This is a genomic window from Burkholderia anthina (assembly GCF_902498995.1).
GTDB classification, from domain to species: Bacteria; Pseudomonadota; Gammaproteobacteria; order Burkholderiales; family Burkholderiaceae; genus Burkholderia; species Burkholderia anthina.
On the sequence record NZ_CABVLY010000018.1, the window covers coordinates 105,215 to 124,601 of the forward strand.

At 68.2% G+C, this 19,387-nt stretch carries 16 protein-coding genes; 3 read left to right on the forward strand and 13 right to left on the reverse strand.

The window, feature by feature from the left end; genetic code table 11:
* Positions 1-14: 14 nt before the first annotated feature.
* The 4 genes from glnQ to BME24068_RS22290 all read right to left on the reverse strand — a co-directional run bounded on the left by glnQ (position 15) and on the right by BME24068_RS22290 (position 6,090).
* A complete protein-coding gene (glnQ, locus tag BME24068_RS22275) occupies positions 15-743 on the reverse strand; it encodes a glutamine ABC transporter ATP-binding protein GlnQ (RefSeq protein WP_014899691.1) in 729 nt (242 codons plus the stop codon).
* On the reverse strand, positions 740-1,447 hold the full coding sequence (glnP, locus tag BME24068_RS22280) for a glutamine ABC transporter permease GlnP (RefSeq protein ID WP_172441851.1): 708 nt from the start codon (positions 1,445-1,447) through the stop codon (positions 740-742). The genes glnQ and glnP overlap by 4 nt, the downstream gene beginning before the upstream one ends.
* 15 nt (positions 1,448-1,462) lie before the next feature.
* The gene (gene glnH / locus BME24068_RS22285; protein ID WP_096499193.1) at positions 1,463-2,215 is read right to left on the reverse strand and encodes a glutamine ABC transporter substrate-binding protein GlnH; all 753 of its coding nucleotides are present in this window, start codon (positions 2,213-2,215) and stop codon (positions 1,463-1,465) included.
* A 332-nt stretch (positions 2,216-2,547) separates the two neighbouring features.
* Positions 2,548-6,090 carry an ABC transporter ATP-binding protein gene (locus BME24068_RS22290; RefSeq protein ID WP_174927391.1) on the reverse strand — a complete coding sequence of 1,181 codons (3,543 nt, stop codon included), beginning with the start codon at positions 6,088-6,090 and terminating at the stop codon, positions 2,548-2,550.
* 119 nt (positions 6,091-6,209) lie between these two features.
* Between BME24068_RS22290 and BME24068_RS22295 the strand changes: the two genes are divergently transcribed.
* Positions 6,210-7,163 (forward strand): LysR family transcriptional regulator, encoded by a 954-nt coding sequence (locus tag BME24068_RS22295; RefSeq protein ID WP_096499197.1) that lies wholly within the window; start codon positions 6,210-6,212, stop codon positions 7,161-7,163.
* 42 nt (positions 7,164-7,205) lie between these two features.
* Here BME24068_RS22295 and BME24068_RS22300 read toward each other — a convergent pair whose 3' ends face one another.
* Positions 7,206-7,577 (reverse strand): MAPEG family protein, encoded by a 372-nt coding sequence (locus BME24068_RS22300; protein WP_096499199.1) that lies wholly within the window; start codon positions 7,575-7,577, stop codon positions 7,206-7,208.
* A gap of 303 nt (positions 7,578-7,880) precedes the next feature.
* Here BME24068_RS22300 and alr point away from each other — a divergent pair, with 303 nt between their 5' ends.
* Complete coding sequence (gene alr / locus BME24068_RS22305) at positions 7,881-9,002, forward strand: alanine racemase (protein ID WP_174927392.1); 1,122 nt, start codon at positions 7,881-7,883, stop codon at positions 9,000-9,002.
* Between the two features lie 201 nt (positions 9,003-9,203).
* Here the strand turns inward: alr and BME24068_RS22310 are convergent, their stop codons facing one another.
* Together BME24068_RS22310 and BME24068_RS22315 are read right to left on the reverse strand one after the other, a co-directional pair.
* Positions 9,204-9,998 (reverse strand): enoyl-CoA hydratase, encoded by a 795-nt coding sequence (locus BME24068_RS22310; RefSeq protein WP_096499203.1) that lies wholly within the window; start codon positions 9,996-9,998, stop codon positions 9,204-9,206.
* Between the two features lie 172 nt (positions 9,999-10,170).
* Positions 10,171-11,619: an MFS transporter gene (locus BME24068_RS22315; protein WP_174927393.1), complete on the reverse strand. Its 1,449-nt coding sequence runs from the start codon at positions 11,617-11,619 to the stop codon at positions 10,171-10,173.
* 118 nt (positions 11,620-11,737) lie between these two features.
* Here BME24068_RS22315 and BME24068_RS22320 point away from each other — a divergent pair, with 118 nt between their 5' ends.
* On the forward strand, positions 11,738-12,619 hold the full coding sequence (locus tag BME24068_RS22320; protein WP_172441854.1) for a LysR family transcriptional regulator: 882 nt from the start codon (positions 11,738-11,740) through the stop codon (positions 12,617-12,619).
* 246 nt (positions 12,620-12,865) lie between these two features.
* Here BME24068_RS22320 and BME24068_RS22325 read toward each other — a convergent pair whose 3' ends face one another.
* From BME24068_RS22325 to BME24068_RS22350, 6 genes are all read right to left on the reverse strand, one after another.
* Positions 12,866-13,231 (reverse strand): response regulator, encoded by a 366-nt coding sequence (locus BME24068_RS22325; protein WP_060238818.1) that lies wholly within the window; start codon positions 13,229-13,231, stop codon positions 12,866-12,868.
* 36 nt (positions 13,232-13,267) lie between these two features.
* On the reverse strand, positions 13,268-14,239 hold the full coding sequence (locus BME24068_RS22330; RefSeq protein ID WP_174927394.1) for a chemotaxis protein CheX: 972 nt from the start codon (positions 14,237-14,239) through the stop codon (positions 13,268-13,270).
* Between the two features lie 22 nt (positions 14,240-14,261).
* Positions 14,262-14,846: a hypothetical protein gene (locus BME24068_RS22335; protein ID WP_174927395.1), complete on the reverse strand. Its 585-nt coding sequence runs from the start codon at positions 14,844-14,846 to the stop codon at positions 14,262-14,264.
* Positions 14,843-15,583, reverse strand: coding sequence for a methyl-accepting chemotaxis protein (locus BME24068_RS22340; protein ID WP_244110708.1), 741 nt, complete (start codon positions 15,581-15,583; stop codon positions 14,843-14,845). Before BME24068_RS22340 ends, BME24068_RS22335 begins: the two co-directional genes overlap by 4 nt.
* 2 nt (positions 15,584-15,585) lie before the next feature.
* Entirely contained in the window at positions 15,586-17,973 is a 2,388-nt protein-coding gene (locus tag BME24068_RS22345; protein WP_174927396.1) for an MCP four helix bundle domain-containing protein, read from the reverse strand.
* A gap of 395 nt (positions 17,974-18,368) precedes the next feature.
* Positions 18,369-19,379: a M14 family metallopeptidase gene (locus BME24068_RS22350; RefSeq protein ID WP_096499215.1), complete on the reverse strand. Its 1,011-nt coding sequence runs from the start codon at positions 19,377-19,379 to the stop codon at positions 18,369-18,371.
* Positions 19,380-19,387: the final 8 nt, after the last annotated feature.

The following is a 19,387-nucleotide window of genomic DNA, read 5'->3' on the forward strand; positions in this document are numbered from 1 at the left end:
TGAGTCGGTTTGGTTCAGGACACGTGTTTCAGGAATTCCTTCAGCCGCGGTGTCGGCGGCCGGTCGATCAGGTCGACTGGATGGCCGTCCTCGGCGATGCCGCCCTGATCCATGAACAGCAGCCGCGTGCCGACCCGCTTCGCGAAACCGATCTCGTGCGTAACGACGATCATCGTCATCCCTTCGGTCGCGAGATCCTGCATCACTTTCAGCACTTCGTGGCGCAATTCCGGATCGAGCGCCGACGTCGGCTCGTCGAACAGCATCAGCCGCGGCCGGATCGCCAGTGCGCGCGCGATCGCGACGCGCTGCTGCTGGCCGCCCGACAGCTCCGACGGATAATGATTTGCGCGCGATTCGAGACCGACCTTGTCGAGCAGCGCCATCGCCTGGTCGCGCGCATCCGCGCGCGACGCACCGCGCACCTGGATCGGCCCGAACATCACGTTCTCGAGCGCGGTCATTTGCGGAAACAGGTTGAACTGCTGGAACACCATGCCCGCCTCGAGGCGGATGTTGCGGATCGTCGATGCGTTGCCGCGCACGCTCTGGCCGTCGACCAGCAGTTCGCCGCCGGTGATTTTTTCGAGCGCGTTGATACAGCGCAACATCGTCGACTTGCCCGAGCCCGACGGGCCGATCACGACGACCACCTCGCCCGCGTCGATCTTCAGGTCGATATGCTTGAGCACCGGCACATGACCAAAGCTCTTCGACACGTTCTGGAATTCGATCATGCTCATAGGATCCTCATCCTCTTTTCGACGAGCCGAAGCGTCAGCGTCATCGCGCCGGTCAGCAGCAGGTAAAGAACGGCCACCGCAGTCCAGATCTCGACCGCCTGGAAATTGCCCGCGATGATTTCCTGCCCCTTGCGCGTCAGTTCGCCGACGCCGATCACGATGAACAGCGACGTATCCTTCAGGCTCACGATGCACTGGTTGCCGAGCGGTGGAATCAGCCGCCGGAACGCGAGCGGCCCGACCACCTTCAGCAGCACGCGCGGCATCGACAGACCCATCGCGAGCCCCGCTTCCGTCAGCCCCTTCGGAATCGACAGCAGCGCGCCGCGCACCACTTCCGCGAGATACGCGCCCGAATTCACCGTGATCGCGATGATCGCGGCCGTCAGGCCGTCGATCCGGATATGCGCGAGCAGCGGCAGCGCGAAGTACAGGAACATCACCTGCACGACGATCGGTGTGCCGCGGATCAACTCAATATAAACCTGCGCGAGCACGTTCATCGCCTTCGGTCCGTATGCGCGGAACATGCCCGCGATCATCCCGACGACGAACCCGCCCACCAGCCCGAAAAATGCGATGAACACCGTCAACCGAACCCCGTCCATCAGGTCCGGCAACGCCGCCCAGATCGCCGACCAATCGAAATTCACGTGTCGCTCCCCGTTCGATTCAAGACCGGCGCGGCCACCCGGCCGCGCCATGTTGTGCCGTCACGCTCACATCTTCGGCGGCTCGGCGCCGAACCATTTCTTGTAGATCTGCGCATAGCGGCCGTCGGCCTTGATCTTCACGAGCGACGCGTTGACCTTCGGCACGAGCGGGCTGCCCTTCGGGAAGCCGATCCCGTACTTGTCGCCGCTGACCGGTTGGCCCGCGACCCTCACCTTGCCCTTGCCTTCGTTGTTCACGAAGAACAGCACGTTCGGCGTGTCATGCATTGCCGCGTCGACGCGGCCGGCCTCGAGCGCGAGATACGCCTGGTCGATGTTCGGGAACTGGCGGATCTCCTTCGGCTTCAGGTGCGCCTTGATCCAGTCGATCGTCGCAGTGCCCGTTTTCGCGGCGATCACCTTGCCGTTCAGGTCGTCGATCGACTTGATCGACGTGTTGCCGACCTGCACCATCGCCGCGAGCCCGCTGTCGTAATACGGCGCGGAGAAGTCGATCGCCTTCTTCCGTTCTTCCTTGATGGTCATCCCGGACAGCGCGACGTCGATGTTCTGCGTCTGCAGTGCCGGAATCAGACCCGCGAAATCCATCGGCTGGATCGTGTACTTCCAGCCCTGGTCCTTCGCGATCTCCGCCCACAGATCGAGATCGAAGCCGACGTACTTGTCGCCTTGCTTGAACTCGAACGGCATGAACGACGTATCGGTCCCGACGACGAGCGTTTTGGTATCCGCGTGCGCGATGCTGGCGCCGAGCGCGGCGACCACCGCGACAGCTTTCAGGAAGGAACGACGACTCATGGCATTTCTCCGCATGATTGAGCGATGTAACCGGCCGGCTGGCCGGGGAACGACGACATCTGGCCGCACCGCAACATGCGATGTTGAATTAGACCTTAGTGCAACAAGTGTTGTCAATGGCGATACTACGACAACAAAAATATCCGCAACGGCTAATTGCATCGAGACAAACCCGAGCCGGGCTGGAGGGATAAGTCGGAAGAAAGGAAGACGCGAACGGATGCGAGGCGACGACGCATGCGGTCGTTCGGTTGCCGCTGCCGGCACCACTTAACGAGCCGGCGCCGCGTCGAGCGGAAATACCGGCCAACGCGGCTTCGAAGCGGCGTCGCTCACGCCGCCACCCCGCTCGCCTGATGCGAGACCAGCCGCGCATACGCGCCCTGCCGCGCGATCAGTTGCGCATGCGTTCCCGCCTCGATGATCCGGCCGTGCTCGATCACGAGGATCGCGTCGGCATTGCGAACGGTCGACAGCCGGTGCGCGATGATGACCGACGTGCGCTGTGCCATCAGGTCCTCCAGCGCCGCGCGAATCTGCTGTTCGCTGATCGTGTCGAGATGGGACGTGGCTTCATCGAGGATCAGCACCGGCGCATCCTTCAGGAACGCGCGCGCGATCGCGACCCGCTGGCGCTGCCCGCCCGACAGTTGCACACCGCGCTCGCCAACGCGCGTCGCGAGTCCGTCGGGCAGCCGCGCGACGAAGTCGCCGAGCGCCGCCTGGTCGATCGCGCGCTGCACGTCGGCGGCCGACGCATCGTTTGCCGCGAGCCGGATGTTCGCTTCGAGCGTGTCGTTGAACAGGTAGGTATCCTGCGCAACGAGTGCGATGTGCCGGCGCAGATCGTCGAGCCGCAGGTCGCGCAGATCGACGCCGCCGAGCGTCACGCGCCCGTGCTGCGGATCCCAGAAGCGCAGCAGCAGGCTCGCGACGGTCGACTTGCCCGCGCCCGATGCGCCCACCAGCGCGACCGTGCTGCCGGGCGGCACCTCGAAACTCACGCGATCGATCGCCGGCACGCTGCGGCCCGGGTACGTGAAACCCGTTTCCTCGAACCGCACGGTCGCATTGCCGGACAGCGCATGCGTGCCGTCGACGACCGTCACCGGCTCCTTCTCGAGCGCACGCAAGCGGCGCGTCGACGCGATCGTGTCGGCCAGTTGCCGCGCGACCTGACCGATCTCCGCAACCGGCATGAACGCGGCCACCGCGACGAGCACCAGCAGCGGCAGCGACTCGTGCGCGAACCAGCCGCGCGCGCAGAGCAGCGCGCCCAGCGCCGCGACGGCCAGCCCGCCGAGCCCGCTCGCGACTTCGAGCGCGGCGCTTTGCGACGACAGATCGTCGAGCAGCTTCGCGCGCTGCCGCCGGTACGCATCGGCTTGCGCGACGAACGCGGCGCGACGCCGCTCGATCGCCTGGAACGCGGTGAGCTCCGCGAGGCCCTGGATCGTTTCGGTCAGGTGCGCGCCGAGCTGGCCGAGCGCTTCGCGCGCACCGGTGCCGAGCCGGTCGACATCGCGCCGCGCCAGCACCGGGGCCAGCCCGGCCCACAGCAGGAACGGCAGCAGCACCAGCGCGAGCGGCCATGCGATCGACGCGAGCAGCACCAGCACGCCGGCCGGCACCAGCACCGCGACGAACGCGGGTGCGAGCGTATGCGCATAGAAGTATTCGACGGTCTCGACATCCTGCGTCGCGAGCGCAACCAGGTCGCCGGAACGACGGCGCAGCAACCCGGCCGGCGCGAGCCGTTCGAGCGTCGCGAACAGCGCGATACGCATTTCCGCGAGCATCCGGTACGCCATGTCGTGCGCGAGCCACGATTCGAGCCAGTGCAGCACGGCCGCGACCGGCGCGACGACGAGCAGCGCCGTGACGAGCGCGCCGTTCGCATGCCCGGTCGACACGCCGCCGACCACCAGCGCGCCGATCACGCCGACGCCGATGAATGCGAGCACGCGGCCGATCCCGAACAGCACGGTCAGCACGACCTTGCCCGTCCACGGTCGCACGAACCGTAGCAGCGTGCGCAGGGTGTCCGGCCAGCCGATCGTCGCCGCGTCGTCGTTCAGCGGCCGGACCTGCGGGCCCGATGCGGCACGTGCACCCGTGCCGCCGCCGGCCGCGGCCGTGCCGACGGCTTCGGTCGCCGCTTCGAGCTGCGGCCCCATCAGCCGGCGATACGGGCCGTCGCGCGCGATCAGTTCGGCATGCGCGCCTTCGTCGACGACACGCCCCTGGTCGAGCACCAGGATGCGGTCCGCGCCGATCACGCTGGACAGCCGGTGCGCGAGCACCAGCGTCGTGCGGCCGCGCGTGAGCCGGTCGAGCGCCTGCTGGATCAGCGCCTCGTTCTCCGCATCGACCGACGACAGCGCCTCGTCGAGCAGCAGGATCGGCGCGTCGCGCAACAGCGCCCGCGCAATGGCGATCCGCTGGCGCTGGCCGCCCGACAGCATGAGCCCGCGCTCGCCGATGCGCGTCGCGTAGCCTGCGGGCAGCGCCGAGATGAAGTCGTGCGCGTTGGCCGCACGCGCGGCGGCGATCATGTCGGCGTCGCTCGCGTCGGGACGGCCGAGCCGCAGGTTGTCGGCGACACTGCCGTCGAACAGCGTCGCGTCCTGCGCGACCACGGCAATCATTTCGCGAACCTGGTCGGCGTCGAGCGCGCGCACGTCGTGGCCGCCGATGCGGATCGCGCCGCCCTGCGCATCGTGCTGGCGCAGCAGCAGACGCACGATGGTCGACTTGCCCGCGCCGCTCGGGCCGACGATCGCGACCGTCTCGCCTTCGCGGACCGTGAAGCTCAGCGCCGCATGCGCATCCGCGCGCCGTCCCGGATACGCGAAGCTGACGCCGTCGAACGCGATCTCCGGCCGCACCTGCGGCACGCGCGCCGCCGCGGCGGCCGGCATCTCGCTGCGGGCATCGAGCAGCGCGTGAATCGCGTTCGCCGCCGACTGGCCGATCATCCCCTGATGCAGCACCGCGCGCAGGTCGCGCAGCGGCCGGAAGATCTCGCTGCCGGCCATCAGCACGATCAGCAGCGCTTCGAGACTCATGTCGCCGTGGCGCACGCGCCATGCGCCGACCGCAATGGCCGCCGCCGCGCCGAGCCCGGTGCCGAGATCGGTGAAGAGCCGCGTCAGCAGCCCGAGCGCGAGCACCCAGAACGTGCTGTCGGACAGCGCGCGCGCCTTCTCCGCCAGCTTCGCGCCGAACGCGCGGCTCTGGCCGAACGCCTTCAGCGTCGGCAGGCCCTGCACCGCATCGAGAAACTCCTCGCCGAACGCCTTGAACGCCGACGAACGCGCGAGCGCCGCGCGACGATCCGCGCGATGCACGAGCTGCGGCAGCGCGAGCGTGACGAGCGCCGCGACCAGCAGGACCGCGGCCGTCGGCACGTCCCACCATGCGAGCACCGCGAAGATCATCACCGGCGCGCACGCGGCGATCACGAACTGCGGCAGGTAGACGCCGAAGAAGGTCTGCAGTTGCTCGACGCCGTCGACGACGGCGAGCATCACGCCGCCCGTGCGCTCGCCGCTGAACCACGCGGGGCCGAGCGCGGCGATCCGGTCGAACAGCCGCGCGCGCAGCGCGGACTGCACGCGCCCGGCCGTATGCTGCGCGAGCAGCGTGCGGCGATGGTCGAGCCATGCGCGCAGCAGCACGCAGGCCGCCGTCGCGGCGACGGTTTCGGCGATATCGCGCGCCGGTGCGCCGGAAAACACGAGCGCCAGCACGCGGCCGAGAAACACGAAACGCAGGATGCCGACGCCCATCGCGAGCAGCCCGAGCGCGACCGCGGCGGCGACCCGCCCGCGCAATCCCGCCATCATTGCCCATAGTCGTCGGTCGAAATACATGAAGCCCTCCGGTCGGTTTTTCGTTGCGGTTTTAGTGACCGGACCAAGGCTACCCGCGCGCCCGACGCGCGGCAAAAGATGATTTTTCAACGGGTGTTGAGTCAACTACAATACCCCGCATGTCGCACCTTCCTCCCCTCAGCGCGTTGCGTGCTTTCGAGGCGGCCGTCCGCCTCGGCGGGTTCGCGCGCGCGGCGGCCGAGCTGAACGTGTCGACCAGCGCGATCAGTCACCAGATCCGCGCGCTCGAGGAATCGCTGGGGGCTCGGCTGCTCGAACGCAGCACGGGGCTCGGCGGCATCGGCCTCACCCCGGCGGGCGCGCGCCTGCTGCCGGCCGTCAGCGATGCGCTGTCGAAGCTGACCGACGCGTGCGCCGAGATTCGCGGCACCGCCACGCAACGGCTCACGGTGTCCGCCAACGCGCCGTTTTCGTCGATGTGGCTCGCGCGCCGTCTCGCCGAATTCTCGTCGCTCCACCCTGAAACGCCGCTGCACGCCGTCGTGGTCGACGACGAACCGGACTTCGCGCGCAGCGGTGTCGATCTTGCGATCGTGCACGTGCCCGCGCATCGGCTGCGCGCCGACGACGACATCCTGATACGGGAAACCGTGTTCCCCGTCTGCAGCCCCGAGCTGTTCCCGTACGCATCGGGGTACGTGTGCCGCTCGCGGCTGTTGCAGGAGATGCACGAGGACAGCCCCGAGATCGACTGGCGCAACTGGGCGTCGGCGTTCGGATTGCCGGGCGATTTCGAAACGAAGATCGTCCGCTACAGCAGCTTCAGCCAGGTGATCGGCGCGGCGGTCGGCGGCGCGGGCATCGCGCTCGGCCGCGTGCCGCTGATCGAGCCCGAACTGCGCAGCGGCCGCCTCGTGCCGCTGGTGCCGGGCCTCGCGCGCGATGCGTCATGGCGCTTCGTGCTGCGCCGCAATCCGTCGACGCGGCACCGGCTGCTCGATCCGTTGATCGCGTTCCTGCATCGCGAAGCGGATGCACCGCCGTTCAATATCGCGAAGATCGTTGCGCCCGCATCCAACGACAACCATGCGCGCGGCGCGGGCGGCGCATGACGCGCCGGCACGCGAAGCCGCTGCCGGCCGCCCGTCATCGCGTCACGGCGTAGCGAAGAACAGCGCGACGACGCAGGCCATGCCGGCGAACCACACGAGCGAGCGCAGCGACGCCCAGTTCAGCAGATACATCAACGCATAGACGATGCGGGTCGCGACGAACGCCATCGCGAGCTGGTCGACGTGGTGCGCGTTCGCGCCGTTGTGCCATGCCACGACCAATGCAGCGGTGAACAGCGCCAGCGCTTCCCACGCATTCTGATGCGCGGCCTGGGCCCGCGCACGCCAGCCGGCGAGCTTCGCCAGGTACTCGCGCGGCGCATGGTTGTCGTAACCCTTGCGGGCCTTGGCCAGGAACGTCATCGGGAACGGCAACAGCGCCACGATGAACAAGCACAGCTGGGACGTCGTCATCAAAGTCTCCTCCTTTATGATTACATTGTTCAATGACATGATCGCTGGAAGCTTAGCATTGCGCCGCGCCGATCGCGCACCGGTTTTCTAGACGGGAGACTCGGCACCGGCGGCCGGCGGAAGCCGCGATGGCAAGGGGCCGGCGCCCAACATTCCACCAAATCGTCGACAAATACGTTAATTAAAACTGGTCGAACACCAATAAGATAGCGCTCAACACTGGCTCGGCGCGTTGCCGCGCGAGCCTGCCGCCCCGAATCGCGCCGCCGCGCGCACCGAACGACTTTCGACCCGAGCCCGCCCATGCCCCGTCCCATCGTCGCCCATATCCGTCCTGACGCCGTCCGCCACAACCTCGACTTCATCCGCCGCACCGCCGCGCAGTCGCGCGTGTGGGCCGTGGTCAAGGCCAACGCATACGGTCACGGAATCGAGCGCATCTATCCGGGCCTCGCGGCCGCCGACGGCATCGCGCTGCTCGATCTCGACGAAGCCGTGCGCGTGCGCGAGCTCGGCTGGGACAAGCCGGTGCTGCTGCTCGAAGGAATCTTCGAGCCGGCCGACGTCGAACTCGCCGATCGCCACCGGCTGACGGTGGCCGTGCACTGCGACCAGCAGCTCGATCTGCTGATCGCCGCGAAGCCGCAGCAGCCGATCGACATCCAGCTCAAGATGAACTCCGGGATGAACCGGCTCGGCTACCGGCCGCACGCATTCCGCGCCGTATGGGAACGCGCGGCGAGCGTGCCGTCGATCGGCAAGATCACGCTGATGATGCATTTCGCGAATGCCGACGAAGGCGAAGTCGACTGGCAGCTCGAGCAGTTCGATGCGGCCACCGCCGGAATTCCGGGCGAGCGCTCGGCATCGAATTCGGCGGCCGTGCTGTGGCATCCGCGCGCGCATCGCGACTGGGTGCGGCCCGGTACGATCCTGTACGGCGCATCACCGACCGGTGCGGCGCGGCACATCGCCGACACGCCGCTGATGGCCGCGATGACGCTCACCAGCAAGATCATCGGCGTGCAGACGCTCGCGCCGGAAGAAACCGTCGGCTACGGCCGCCGCTTCACGGCGGACCAGCCGATGCGGATCGGCGTCGTCGCGTGCGGCTACGCGGACGGCTATCCGCGCCATGCGCCGACCGGCACGCCGATCGCGGTGGACGGCGTGATGACACGCGTCGTCGGCCGCGTGTCGATGGACATGCTGACCGTCGACCTGACGCCGTGCCCGCAGGCAGGCATCGGGTCGAGCGTCGAGCTGTGGGGCGATCGGGTGAAGGTCGACGACGTCGCGGAAGCCAGCGGCACGATCGGCTACGAGCTGATGTGCGCGCTCGCGCGCCGCGTGCCGGTCGTGATCGTGCCGCCGGGCGCGTCGACGGCCGAGCCGGCGCTGCGCACGGGCAGCTACGGGCGCTAGCGTACGCAGGCACGCAAGCACGCAGGTCGCGGATGCGGCGGCACGCTCGCGCGTCGTCGCGCATCCGTGTCTTCCGGGCACATGTGCGGGCCGCCGTTCACGAGCGGCCCGTTTGTCTTCACGACTCTCGATGCGACGAAGCGTGCGGGACGCAAGCCCCTCCGACGAGAATGCGCATCCGCCCTGCCGCTGCGCGACGCGCTACGAACGCCACGTCGGCTGGCGCTTCTCCAGGAACGCGTCGATCCCCTCGCCGGCATCCTCTTCCATCATGTTGCGCGCCATCACGTCGCCCGCGAACGCGTACGCGTCGTCGAGCGGCAACTCGCGCTGCCGGTAGAACATCTGCTTGCCGTAACGCACCGCCGCCGGGCTCTTCGCGACGATTTCCGCGACCTTGCGCGCGACGGCCGCGTCGAGCGCATCCTCGGGCACCGCTTCGTTGACGAGCCCCCACGCGGCGGCCGTCGCCGCATCGACGAAACGCCCGGTGACGAGCATGTCGAACGCGCGCTTCGCCGATACGTTGCGGCTCAGCGCGACGGAAGGCGTCGAACAGAACAGCCCGACGTTGATGCCCGATACCGCGAAGCGCGCGGTGTCGGCCGCGATCGCGAGATCGCACGCGGCGACGAGCTGGCAGCCGGCCGCCGTCGCGATGCCGTGCACGCGCGCGATCACCGGCACCGGCAATGCGCGCATCGCGAGCATCACGCGGCTGCATTGCGCGAACAGCGCGCGGTAGTAATCGAGCTCGGGCTTGCTGCGCATCTGCCGCAGATCGTGGCCCGCGCAGAACGCCTTGCCTTGCGCGGCCAGCACGACGCAGCGCACGCGCGGATCGGCGGCCAGCGAATCGAATGCGTCCTGCAGGCTCGCCAGCATCGCCTCCGACAGCGCGTTGAACTGCTGCGGCCGATTGAGTCGCAGCGTAACGACGCCGTCGCGGTCTTCACGCAGCAGGATCGGCTCGGGTGTCTCGTGACGGGTTTCCATGATGCTCCGCTCGCAGGGTTCGATCGTCGCAAACGGGCGGCGCCCGCCCGATTCGCGACTCACACGATCACGAATCGTCCTCCACATTGCGCGCGACGTCCAGCGGGGCCGACCGGCGGCCATCCGAAGCACGCTTGTGCGCGACCGCATGGCGAAGCGCACGCCTCGCGCGTCACGTCTGCCCGCGCGCCGGCTTCGCGATCCGTGCGCCGGCCATCAGCGCGACCAGCGCAGCGACCGCGTACGCGGTGAAACCGAGCACCGCGACCGCGCGCAGCGCCGCCGCCGGATTCGGCAACAGCATCGTCGCGGCGCCCGCGAACGCGACGCCGAACAAGCTCCCTGCCTGCCGCGCCGCATTGAGAAACCCCGATGCGACACCGGCCGCGTCCGCCGGCACCTGTTCGAGCACGGTCGCGATCATCGGCGGCACGGACAACGCGGTGCCGGTGCCGAACGCCGCCATCGCCGCCCACGCAACGGGCCACGGCGCGCGCATCGTCAGCGCGGCCGCGAGCGCCGGCACGGCGCACGTGGCGAGCATCAGCCCGCCGGCCATCAGTTGCGTCGCGCCGGCCTGTCCGTGCAGCCTGCCCGACAGCACGTTGCCGAGCGACAGGCTCAAGGCGAGCGGCAACAGCATCAGCCCGGTCTGCCGCGCATTCAGCCCGAGGCCGCCGTGCAGGTACAGGCTCAGGATGAACAGCAGCGCGAAATAGCCGACATAGACCAGCGTGCCCATCAGATTCATCGCAACGAACACGCGATTGCGAAACCACGCGAGCGGCACCATCGGATCGGCGGCGCGCCGCTCGACGACGATCAGCACTGCGCAAGCGAGCGCCGCAACCAGCAGCGCGACCAGCACGTCCGTCGCGCGCGGGCCGTGCGTCGGCATGTCGATCGCGGCGAAGCACAGCGCACCGAGCGCCGTCACGCTGGCGAACTGACCGGCCCAGTCGAAGCGGCGCGCGGCGCGTCGGCCCGACCCACGCACCAGCATCGCCGCGCCGATCAGCGCCAGCGCGCCGGTCGGCACATTGACGAGGAACGCGCTGCGCCAGCCGAAATCCTCCACCAGCACACCGCCCAGCACCGGCCCGACGGACGCCGCCACCGACGCGATGCTCGCCCAGACCGCGATCGCCCGCGCCCGCTCGGCCGGCACGTCGAACGTGTTGCGCACGATCGCGAGCGAGGCGGGCAGAAACAGCGCCGCCCCCACGCCCTGCACGAAGCGCGCGGCGACGAGCACCGTCACGGACGGCGCGAAACCACATCCCGCCGATGCCAGGATGAACAGCGCGAGGCCCGCGAGATACGCGTGCTTCGCGCCGAACCGGTCGGACAGCACGCCGCCCGCGAGGATCAACGCGGCGAAGCTGAGTGTGTACGCATCGACGATCCATGCAAGCCCCGCGACCGTCGCGCCGAGGTTCAGGCGCATCGCCGGCAGCGCGACGTTGACGATCGTCGAATCGAGTACGGCCATGAACATCCCGATCGCGACGAGCGCCAGCGTGAAGCGGCGTTCGCGCGCGGTCGGCCGTCCGGCCGTCGTCGGCGCGGCGACGGGTACAGGGGTGCGGGCAGAAGTGCAACGGGACGTGCAATCGGTCATGAGAACTCCAGGCTGATGCCGTGAGTCTAGGAACCGCACACCATGCAGAAAAGTGGTAATTTCGCATTATCGTGATGCAGAAATGCATCCACCTGCCTGACGGAGTCCGCTGATGCGCCTGAACTGGGACAACGCCCGCTTCTTTTTGGCCCTGGCCCGCGCCGGTACGCTGCGCGGCGCGGCCACGCAGTTGAACGTCGACCAGGCGACCGTCGGGCGCCGGATTGCCGCGCTCGAGGACGAACTGTCCGCGCGCCTGTTCCTGCGCACGCCGACCCTCTATGTACTGACGCCCGCCGGCGAAGCGCTGCGCGAGCCGGCGGAAACGATGGAGCGCGCGTCGCTCACCATCGAGCGGCGCGTGATGGGCTTCGACGAGCAATTGGCCGGCTCCGTGCGCATCGCGACCACCGACTCGCTGGGCAAGCGCTTCGTGGTGCCGGCCATCGCCCGCCTGCGGCGCAAGCACGCCGGCATCGACGTCGTGTGCGTGACATCGGCCGAAATCGCCAACCTCACACGTCGCGAAGCGGATCTCGCGATTCGCACGTTGCGGCCGGAATCGCCCGACCTGATCGTCCGGCGGCTCGGACATCTCGAAACCGGCATCTACGCCTCGCGCGGCTACCTGGCCGAACGCGGCGAACCGGCGCCGGGCAGCGCGTTCGCAGGCCACGACCTGGTGATGTACCAGCAGCCGGTGGTGCCGACGATGTGGGAAGCGCTGTGCGGCGAACCGACGTCACGCGGCCGCGTGATGTTCCAGACGTCGTCGACAATGATGCTGGTCGAAGCCGCCATTGCCGGGCTCGGCGTGGCGGAGCTGCCGTGTTTTCGCGCCGACGCCGAACCGGAACTGGTGCGGCTCATGGCACGGCGCTGCAATCATTTCGACGTATGGCTCGTCGCGCATGCCGATCTCTACAAGACCGCGCGCGTGCAGGCCGTGATCGAAGCGGTCGTCGACGAATTCGCGTCCGCCGTGCCGGCGCCGCGCTGAAGGCTCTTCAAAAGCTGCGGCGCCTTCGCGCGCGGTCAGGCCCGCGCACGTCGTGAACGCGATCTCCGGATGACATGCGCCCGCGTTCAGTCCGGGGACGCAGTCCGGCACGACGACCGACATCCGCAGAAACTCGCCCGCATCGGTGCAACAGCCGCAACAGGCCGCCACAGCGGCCGCACAACCCGAACCGCAGCGTTGAATGCGGAACGTGAACCGGTTGCCGGGCCGCGCTCGTCGCGCGTATCAGCCCGCGAGCTTCTTCAGCGCGTCGAGCACCGCGTCGCCCTTGAACGGCTTCACGATCCAGCCCTTCACGCCGGCGGCCTTGCCGCGCTCCTTCATCGCCGGGCTGCTTTCGGTCGTCAGCATCACGACGTTGACCGACGCGTTCGCCAGTTCGCCGCGAATCTTCTCGACCATCGTCAGGCCGTCCATGTTCGGCATGTTCACGTCGCTGATCACGAGGCGCACGCCGGGCGTCGCCTTGAGCTTCGCGAGCCCGTCCTTGCCGTCCACCGCCGTCGCGACGTCGAGCCCGTGATTGCGCAGGAAACCCGCGACTTCGTCGCGCACCGTGCCCGAATCGTCGACCACCAGAATCTTTGCCATGCTTTCTTCCCCTTTCGTCGTTGCCGACGTCGATATTCAAAACAGTTCGAGTTCGCCCGATTCGACCATCGGCCCCACGTCCTGCACCGATTCGCGGAAATCCTCCGGCGACCAGCTCAGGCTGAACACGAAGCGCTGGTCGAGCTGCACCGAGCGCCCCGATGCCGGGTCGGTCATCCGGTACTTGAAGCAGAGCTGCGGACAGTCGCCGCCGAACGAAATGAACTTCTGCTTGTGATTGACGACGAGCGGCACTTGCACCGGATGGCGGGCAAGCGCCTCCGCGTCGCCGAGATAGCGGTTCTTGAACGCGCCCCACACGAGGTTGGTCAGCTCGCCGAGCACGCTGTTCACGTCGCGGAAATCGGGCGCGCGGCCGTCGTCGCGCGTGCCGCCGATCATGTCGAGCAGCGGCTGCTCGCTCGTCTGCAGCAGCATGTAGCCGCGGCACCACGCGCTTTCCAGCGCGATCAGGCTGAACACCTCGCCGAAGATGATCTGGTCGCGCACGATGCACGGCGTGTCGCGCTCGATCGCGAGGCCCGGGAACAGGCTGTCGAGCCGCGCCTCGGTAATCTCCGCGATGCCGCGCACGAGCGCATTCGGGTAGTCGCGGCCGAACAGGTATTCGTCGATCGCGTGCCTGAGCGGCGTCAGGTCGTCGCCGGCGTAGGCCGCGCAGGCGACGCGCGCGAGTGCATCGGGCAGCCCGTCGTGCAGCGCGTCGCGCGATGCGGGCGACGTGCGGCGCAGAATGATCGGCAGCTCCGGGCGCAGCGCGTCGATCTGCGTCGCGATGATCGCGCTCTCGGCCGGCGAGCCGCCGTAATCCTCGGCGAGCAGGATCGCGCCGAGATCGATGTTCGAGCGCAGCACCTTCAGCAGCCGGTTGCGCCGCACGGTCAGGCCGACCAGGTTGTGCTCGTCGCAGAAACGCTTGATCGTCGCGGCATGCTCGCGGCTTTCGTCGAGCACGAGCACCTTGCTCACGGGTTGGTCTTCGGTCATCTCGCTCAATCCTCGGAATCGGTCAAAACAGTTCGAGCTCGCCGCCCGTGTCCACCGCGGCCGCTTCCGGCACGTGGAAATCGACCAGCGCGTTCGCGCATATGCACAACGTCGCGCCGATCCGCACGTCGCCGCCGAGCGTCACGTCGTACGCCGCCACGTGACCGGGGTTCAGCGCCGGCAGGTAATCGATGCTCGCGCCGCTCAGCAGGTAAGGCGTCGACATCCCGAGATCGGGAAACGGCGCGATCAGCGCCTGGTTGATCGCGCCGCAGCACAGGTTCGCGATTTCCATGAAGGCTTCGGGCAGCGGCCGTTGCGCGCTCGCGCCCGGCGTCGCGGCGGCGAAATGACGGCGCGTCGCATCGTCGTCGCGAAAGCGCAGCGCGAGCAGCAGCCGGAAGTGCAGCGCCGAAATCGTCAGCACGGCGACGTGCTCCGGCACGTTCGGCGTCGAGCGCGGCTTCGCGCGCGACGGATCGTGCGATGCGCCGTGTGCGTCGTCGGCCGCCGGCCGGATCTCGCATGCGCCGCCCGATGCGAGCCGCGTGCGCGCCGCATCGAAGAAGATCCGCTCGAAGCCGGCCCGGGCCTGCGCACTGATCACGCCGCCGCTCCTTCGAGACGCGCATGCAGTTGCCCCGCGAGCGTCTCGACCGTCGCGAGCGCGGCCGTGATCATCTTGCCGCCGGCCTGGATGTCCTGGAACGTCGCGGCCGTCACGAGATCGTTGCGGTTCAGGCTGTCGCGATAGCTGTTCGACAGTTGCTGCGAGCGCGCGGCCAGCCCGCGCACCTCGCTCGCGACGATCGAGAAGCCGCGTCCGGCCGTGCCGGCGCGCGCCGCTTCGATCGACGCGTTCAGCGACACGATCGACACGTGCGCGACGATCGCCGACAGCTCCTGGTTCTTCGTGCGCATGTCCTGGTTCTGCGTGGTCAGCGAGATCATCTGCTCGTGCCAGCGCTCGAACGTGCCGGCCAGTCCGCGCAACCGCGCGGCTTCTTCCGCGAGCCTGGTCGCATGCTGCGACAGCGCGGCGCGCTCGGCCGCGACCGCCTGCAGCGCATCGTGCTGCTCGCCGGCGCCGGCCGTCGCGTGCGCAAGCGCTGCCTCGAGCGCGGCTTCCCGCTGCGCCCATGCATCGGCCGCGTCGACGTGCGCTGCCGCCGCCGCATCGGCGCGCGTCGCGGCCGCGCCGAGTGCGTCGCGCAAGACGGTTGCTTCACGCGTCATCGCCGCGACGAGCCGTGCGCGCGCCATCCGCCACACGATCGCGGCGAGCGCCGCGACCACCAGGCCGCCGGCCAGCGCGGCACCGATCGGGATCATCCACGCTTGCACGGTCACTCCGCTGCGTCGGCGTTCGCGACGCCGGCCGACACGTGCGCGGCTTCGTGGGCGCTGCCGTTCGCCGCAAAGCGCTCGGGCAGCGACACGACCGTCTGGAATGCGCGATACGGCGCGCCGACGCAGTCGTCGGTGAAGCGCAGCGCGATATCGCCGCCGTCGCGCGTCAGGAAGTTGCGCACCGCGTCCATCCCGACACCGCGCCCCGACACTTCGGTCACCGCGTGCGCGGTCGAGAAGCCGGGCCGGAAAATCAGCGCCGCGACGGCCTCGTCGGACAGCGCCGTTTCGTTGTCGTCGTCGATCCAGCCGCGCTCGCGCGCGATGCCGCGAATCCGGTCGAGCGCAAGGCCGCGACCGTCGTCGCCGAGCACGAAGCGCAGCGCGCCGTTCCCGACGTCGACCGCGATGTCGATCGTGCCGGCCGGGGCCTTCCCCGCCGCACGACGCTCGTCGGACGTTTCGATACCATGGTCGACCGAATTGCGCAGCAGGTGCATGAACACGTTCTTCAGCGTCGCCGCGATCTCGCTGCGTACACGATGGCCGTGGCTGTCGATATGCACGACGGGCGCCGGCTTGCCGAGCTCCGCCGCGAGCGACGGCAGCGACTCGATCACGCCGCCCAGCGTTTCTCCGATGCCCAGCGTGCCGAACTGGCTCAGCAAACGGCGCACCGAATCGCGCGCCGCGTGCCAGTCGCCCGCGTTCGCCGGATCCGCGCCGTCGAGCATGCGCAGGCTCTCGCTGATATGCGCGCGCTCGACCATCAGGTAGTCGGCGCCGCCGTGCTGCGCGGGTTCGCCGTTGCGGCCGAGCGTGACCGCGTTGATCGTCGCGTAGTGATCGACGGCCTCGCGCACGCGGGACAGATCGTCCATCAGCGCATCGCGGTTCCACTCGGGGCCGCCGTCCGCGTGGCGCAGCGATTCGTACGCCTGCTCCGCTTCATGGACGATGTTCGTCAGGTGCTGGAGGCTGTACGTGCGCGCATTGCCCTTGATCGTGTGCATGTTGCGGAAGAGCGCCGCGACGATCGAGTGATCCGCGCGTTCGTGCTGGCGGATCATCCGCTCGTTCTCGCTGAGGAAGCCCTTCGCGCTATGCACGAAGTCGTGGAACTTGTCCTGGCTGATCGACAGGATCTCGCCGATCATTTCGAGCCGGCGCTGCTGCTCGCCGGCCTGCGCGGTCAGCGCGCGGATCTCGGTCACATCGCGCACGCACAGCATCAGGCGCGCGACCGTATCCGTCTCGTCGGTGATCGCCGACCAGCTCAGGTCGAGCCACTTCTCGCGGCCGTCCGGCATCCGCTTCGCGACTTCGTTGACGAGCAGATGCGCGTTGAACGCGAAGTTCATGCTGTCCTCGCCGAGGCACGCATGCACGGCCGCCTCGACCTGCGAACGCGCGTCCGGGCCGATGCTCGAATCGTCGAACACGAGCGCCATCAGGTCGCGGCCCGCGATGTCGTTCGTCTCGAAGATGGTTTCGAGGTAAGCCGAATATTCCGCATGCACGACGCCGCCTTCGACGACGGTCAGGATCCCTTGCTGCATGTTCTGCAGCATCGCCTGGATGTCGGCCGTCTTCTGCTTCAGTTGCGCGGCGTTCTCCTGGATCTTCTCGATCATCCCGTTGAACGCGACGATCGAATGGCCGATCTCGTCCATCCGGCCCACCGGCACGCGGCGCGTGAAGTCCTGGCTCGTCGCGATCTCGCTCATCATCGTCTGCATCCCGCTCAGCGGACGCGTGATCTGGCGATACAGCACGAAACCGAGCGCGGTCAGCAGCACGACGACGGTGCCGGCGACACCCGCGATCGCGGTCGCCGTGGTCGACAGCATCCCGTTCAGCGCATGGATCGCGTCGTCCTTCTGGCGATTCTTCTCGACACGCAGCGTGTCGACGATGCTTTCCAGTTCGTCGCGATACTGCGCGACGTTCGCGAACAGGTAAGCCTGCGCCATCTCCGGCTTGCCGTCCGTCTTCATCTTCACGGTATCGTCGATCGCCGAGAAATAGTTCGCGGCGCTGTCCTTCGCCTGCGTGACGAGGCCTTCCTGCGCCTGCCCGACGGCGGATTTCGCCTGTGCATCGAGCGCTGCGCGCAGCGCGCCCTGCTTCGCCTTCAGCTCGTCGCGCGCCTGCGCGGCGGTGTTCGCATCCGGCGCGTAGATCAGCGTCATCGTCGCGATCTGGATGTTCTTCACGTCGGCGACGAGATCCGCCGATGCGAGCGCGCTCGGCACGATTCCCTGGGTAACCTGACGCACTTCGGACGCGCTCTTGCGCGTCTGGTACACGGCGTATACGCCGATCGCGGACAGCGCGAAAAACGTCAGGACGACTAGCAACGTAATGCGATGACGGATGGTCATGAGTACAGCTCCCCGCAGCGATCCGGCTTCGATCGCCCCTTGGCCTGTTGAAAGAATGTGAGCGGCGAATTATCGGGGATGGTGTATGACTGTCCGATGACCGAAAATCAATCGGTCATTGAGAAAATCACAATAATTAATTGCAGCGAGAAAGAGCTAAAGTCTTTCGAGAATTTGCCGTTAACCTCCGGCCTGCCGCCCTCATCAGGCTTCCCGGCCGACCGAACGCATCGAATTGCGGATATTCATTCTTTTATTCATGATCCGCCAATTCAATCCGGGAAAATATCGGTAAAACGTTTGCGCATTAACCGCGAGCCGAATTCATTCCGAATGCCTTTATGCGTGACGATGGATCGAATGCGCGGGCGGCCGCCAACCCGCGCATTCGTCGCTCAGGGATCGAGCACGCCGCCCGACCACCCGGCCGACGGTCGCGAACCCGTCAGCTTCAACGCGACGTCGCCCTGGGCGACCAGCCGCTCGCGATTGCGCGTGACGATGCGCCCGGCCTGCGGCGCGACCAGCACATGCTCGCTGCCGGGCACGCCGGGATGCGCGACGATCCGCGCAATGCGTTCGCCGGCATCGACCGTCGCGCCGAGTTCGCGTTCGTACACGAGCACGCCCGACACCGGCGCCAGCACCGTCTCCATGTGCGCGATCGGCACGGCCTCGCCGCGCCATTCGCGTACGCCGGCCGGTTCCGCGATCACGCCGCGGCCGCGCAGGAATGCAAGCAAGCCGTCGGCGTCGCGCTCGGCGAGCGCATCGGAAACGTCGGATTGCCCGCGCAGCTCGACGGTCGCGACGAGCCGCTCGCGCAGCCGGCCGCCGCGCGCCCAGTGCGAGGCGATCGCGCCTTCGAACGCGCCGTCGTCGTCCTCGTCCCACAGGATCGCGACGTCGGCGTCGAGCGCCGCCGCGAGATCGCGGCCCGCCGGCCACACATCGCGGTGGAAGTACACGTATGGCAGCGCGTCGGAATCGGTGTGCAGGTCGAGCACGATGTCGGCGTCGCATGCGGCGTCGAACAGCGTGCGCTGCCACGCGGCGAACGTCGTCGCGGGCCGGCGCATCGCGGCCGACTCGTGGAAGTGCCGGTTGAAATTGCGGTGCGTCGCATCGTGGAAGCGGCCAAGCAGCCGCCCTTGCCGAAACTGCGCAAGCCCGAGCGGGTTCGCCTGCGGCACGATCGTCACCGTACCGCGCAGCACGCCGCGATCATGCGCCGCGCACAGTTGCGGCAGCAACCGGTGCAGCACGAGCATGCCGGCGATCTCGTCCGCATGCACGCCGGCCTGCAGGTGCACGCGCGGCCCGTCGCCGCCCGACAGCCGCCACGCGCGGATCGCGAGCGGCTGCCCGCCATCGCCCGGCACCTGCCATGTCAGCGTTTCGATCATCGTCCGTC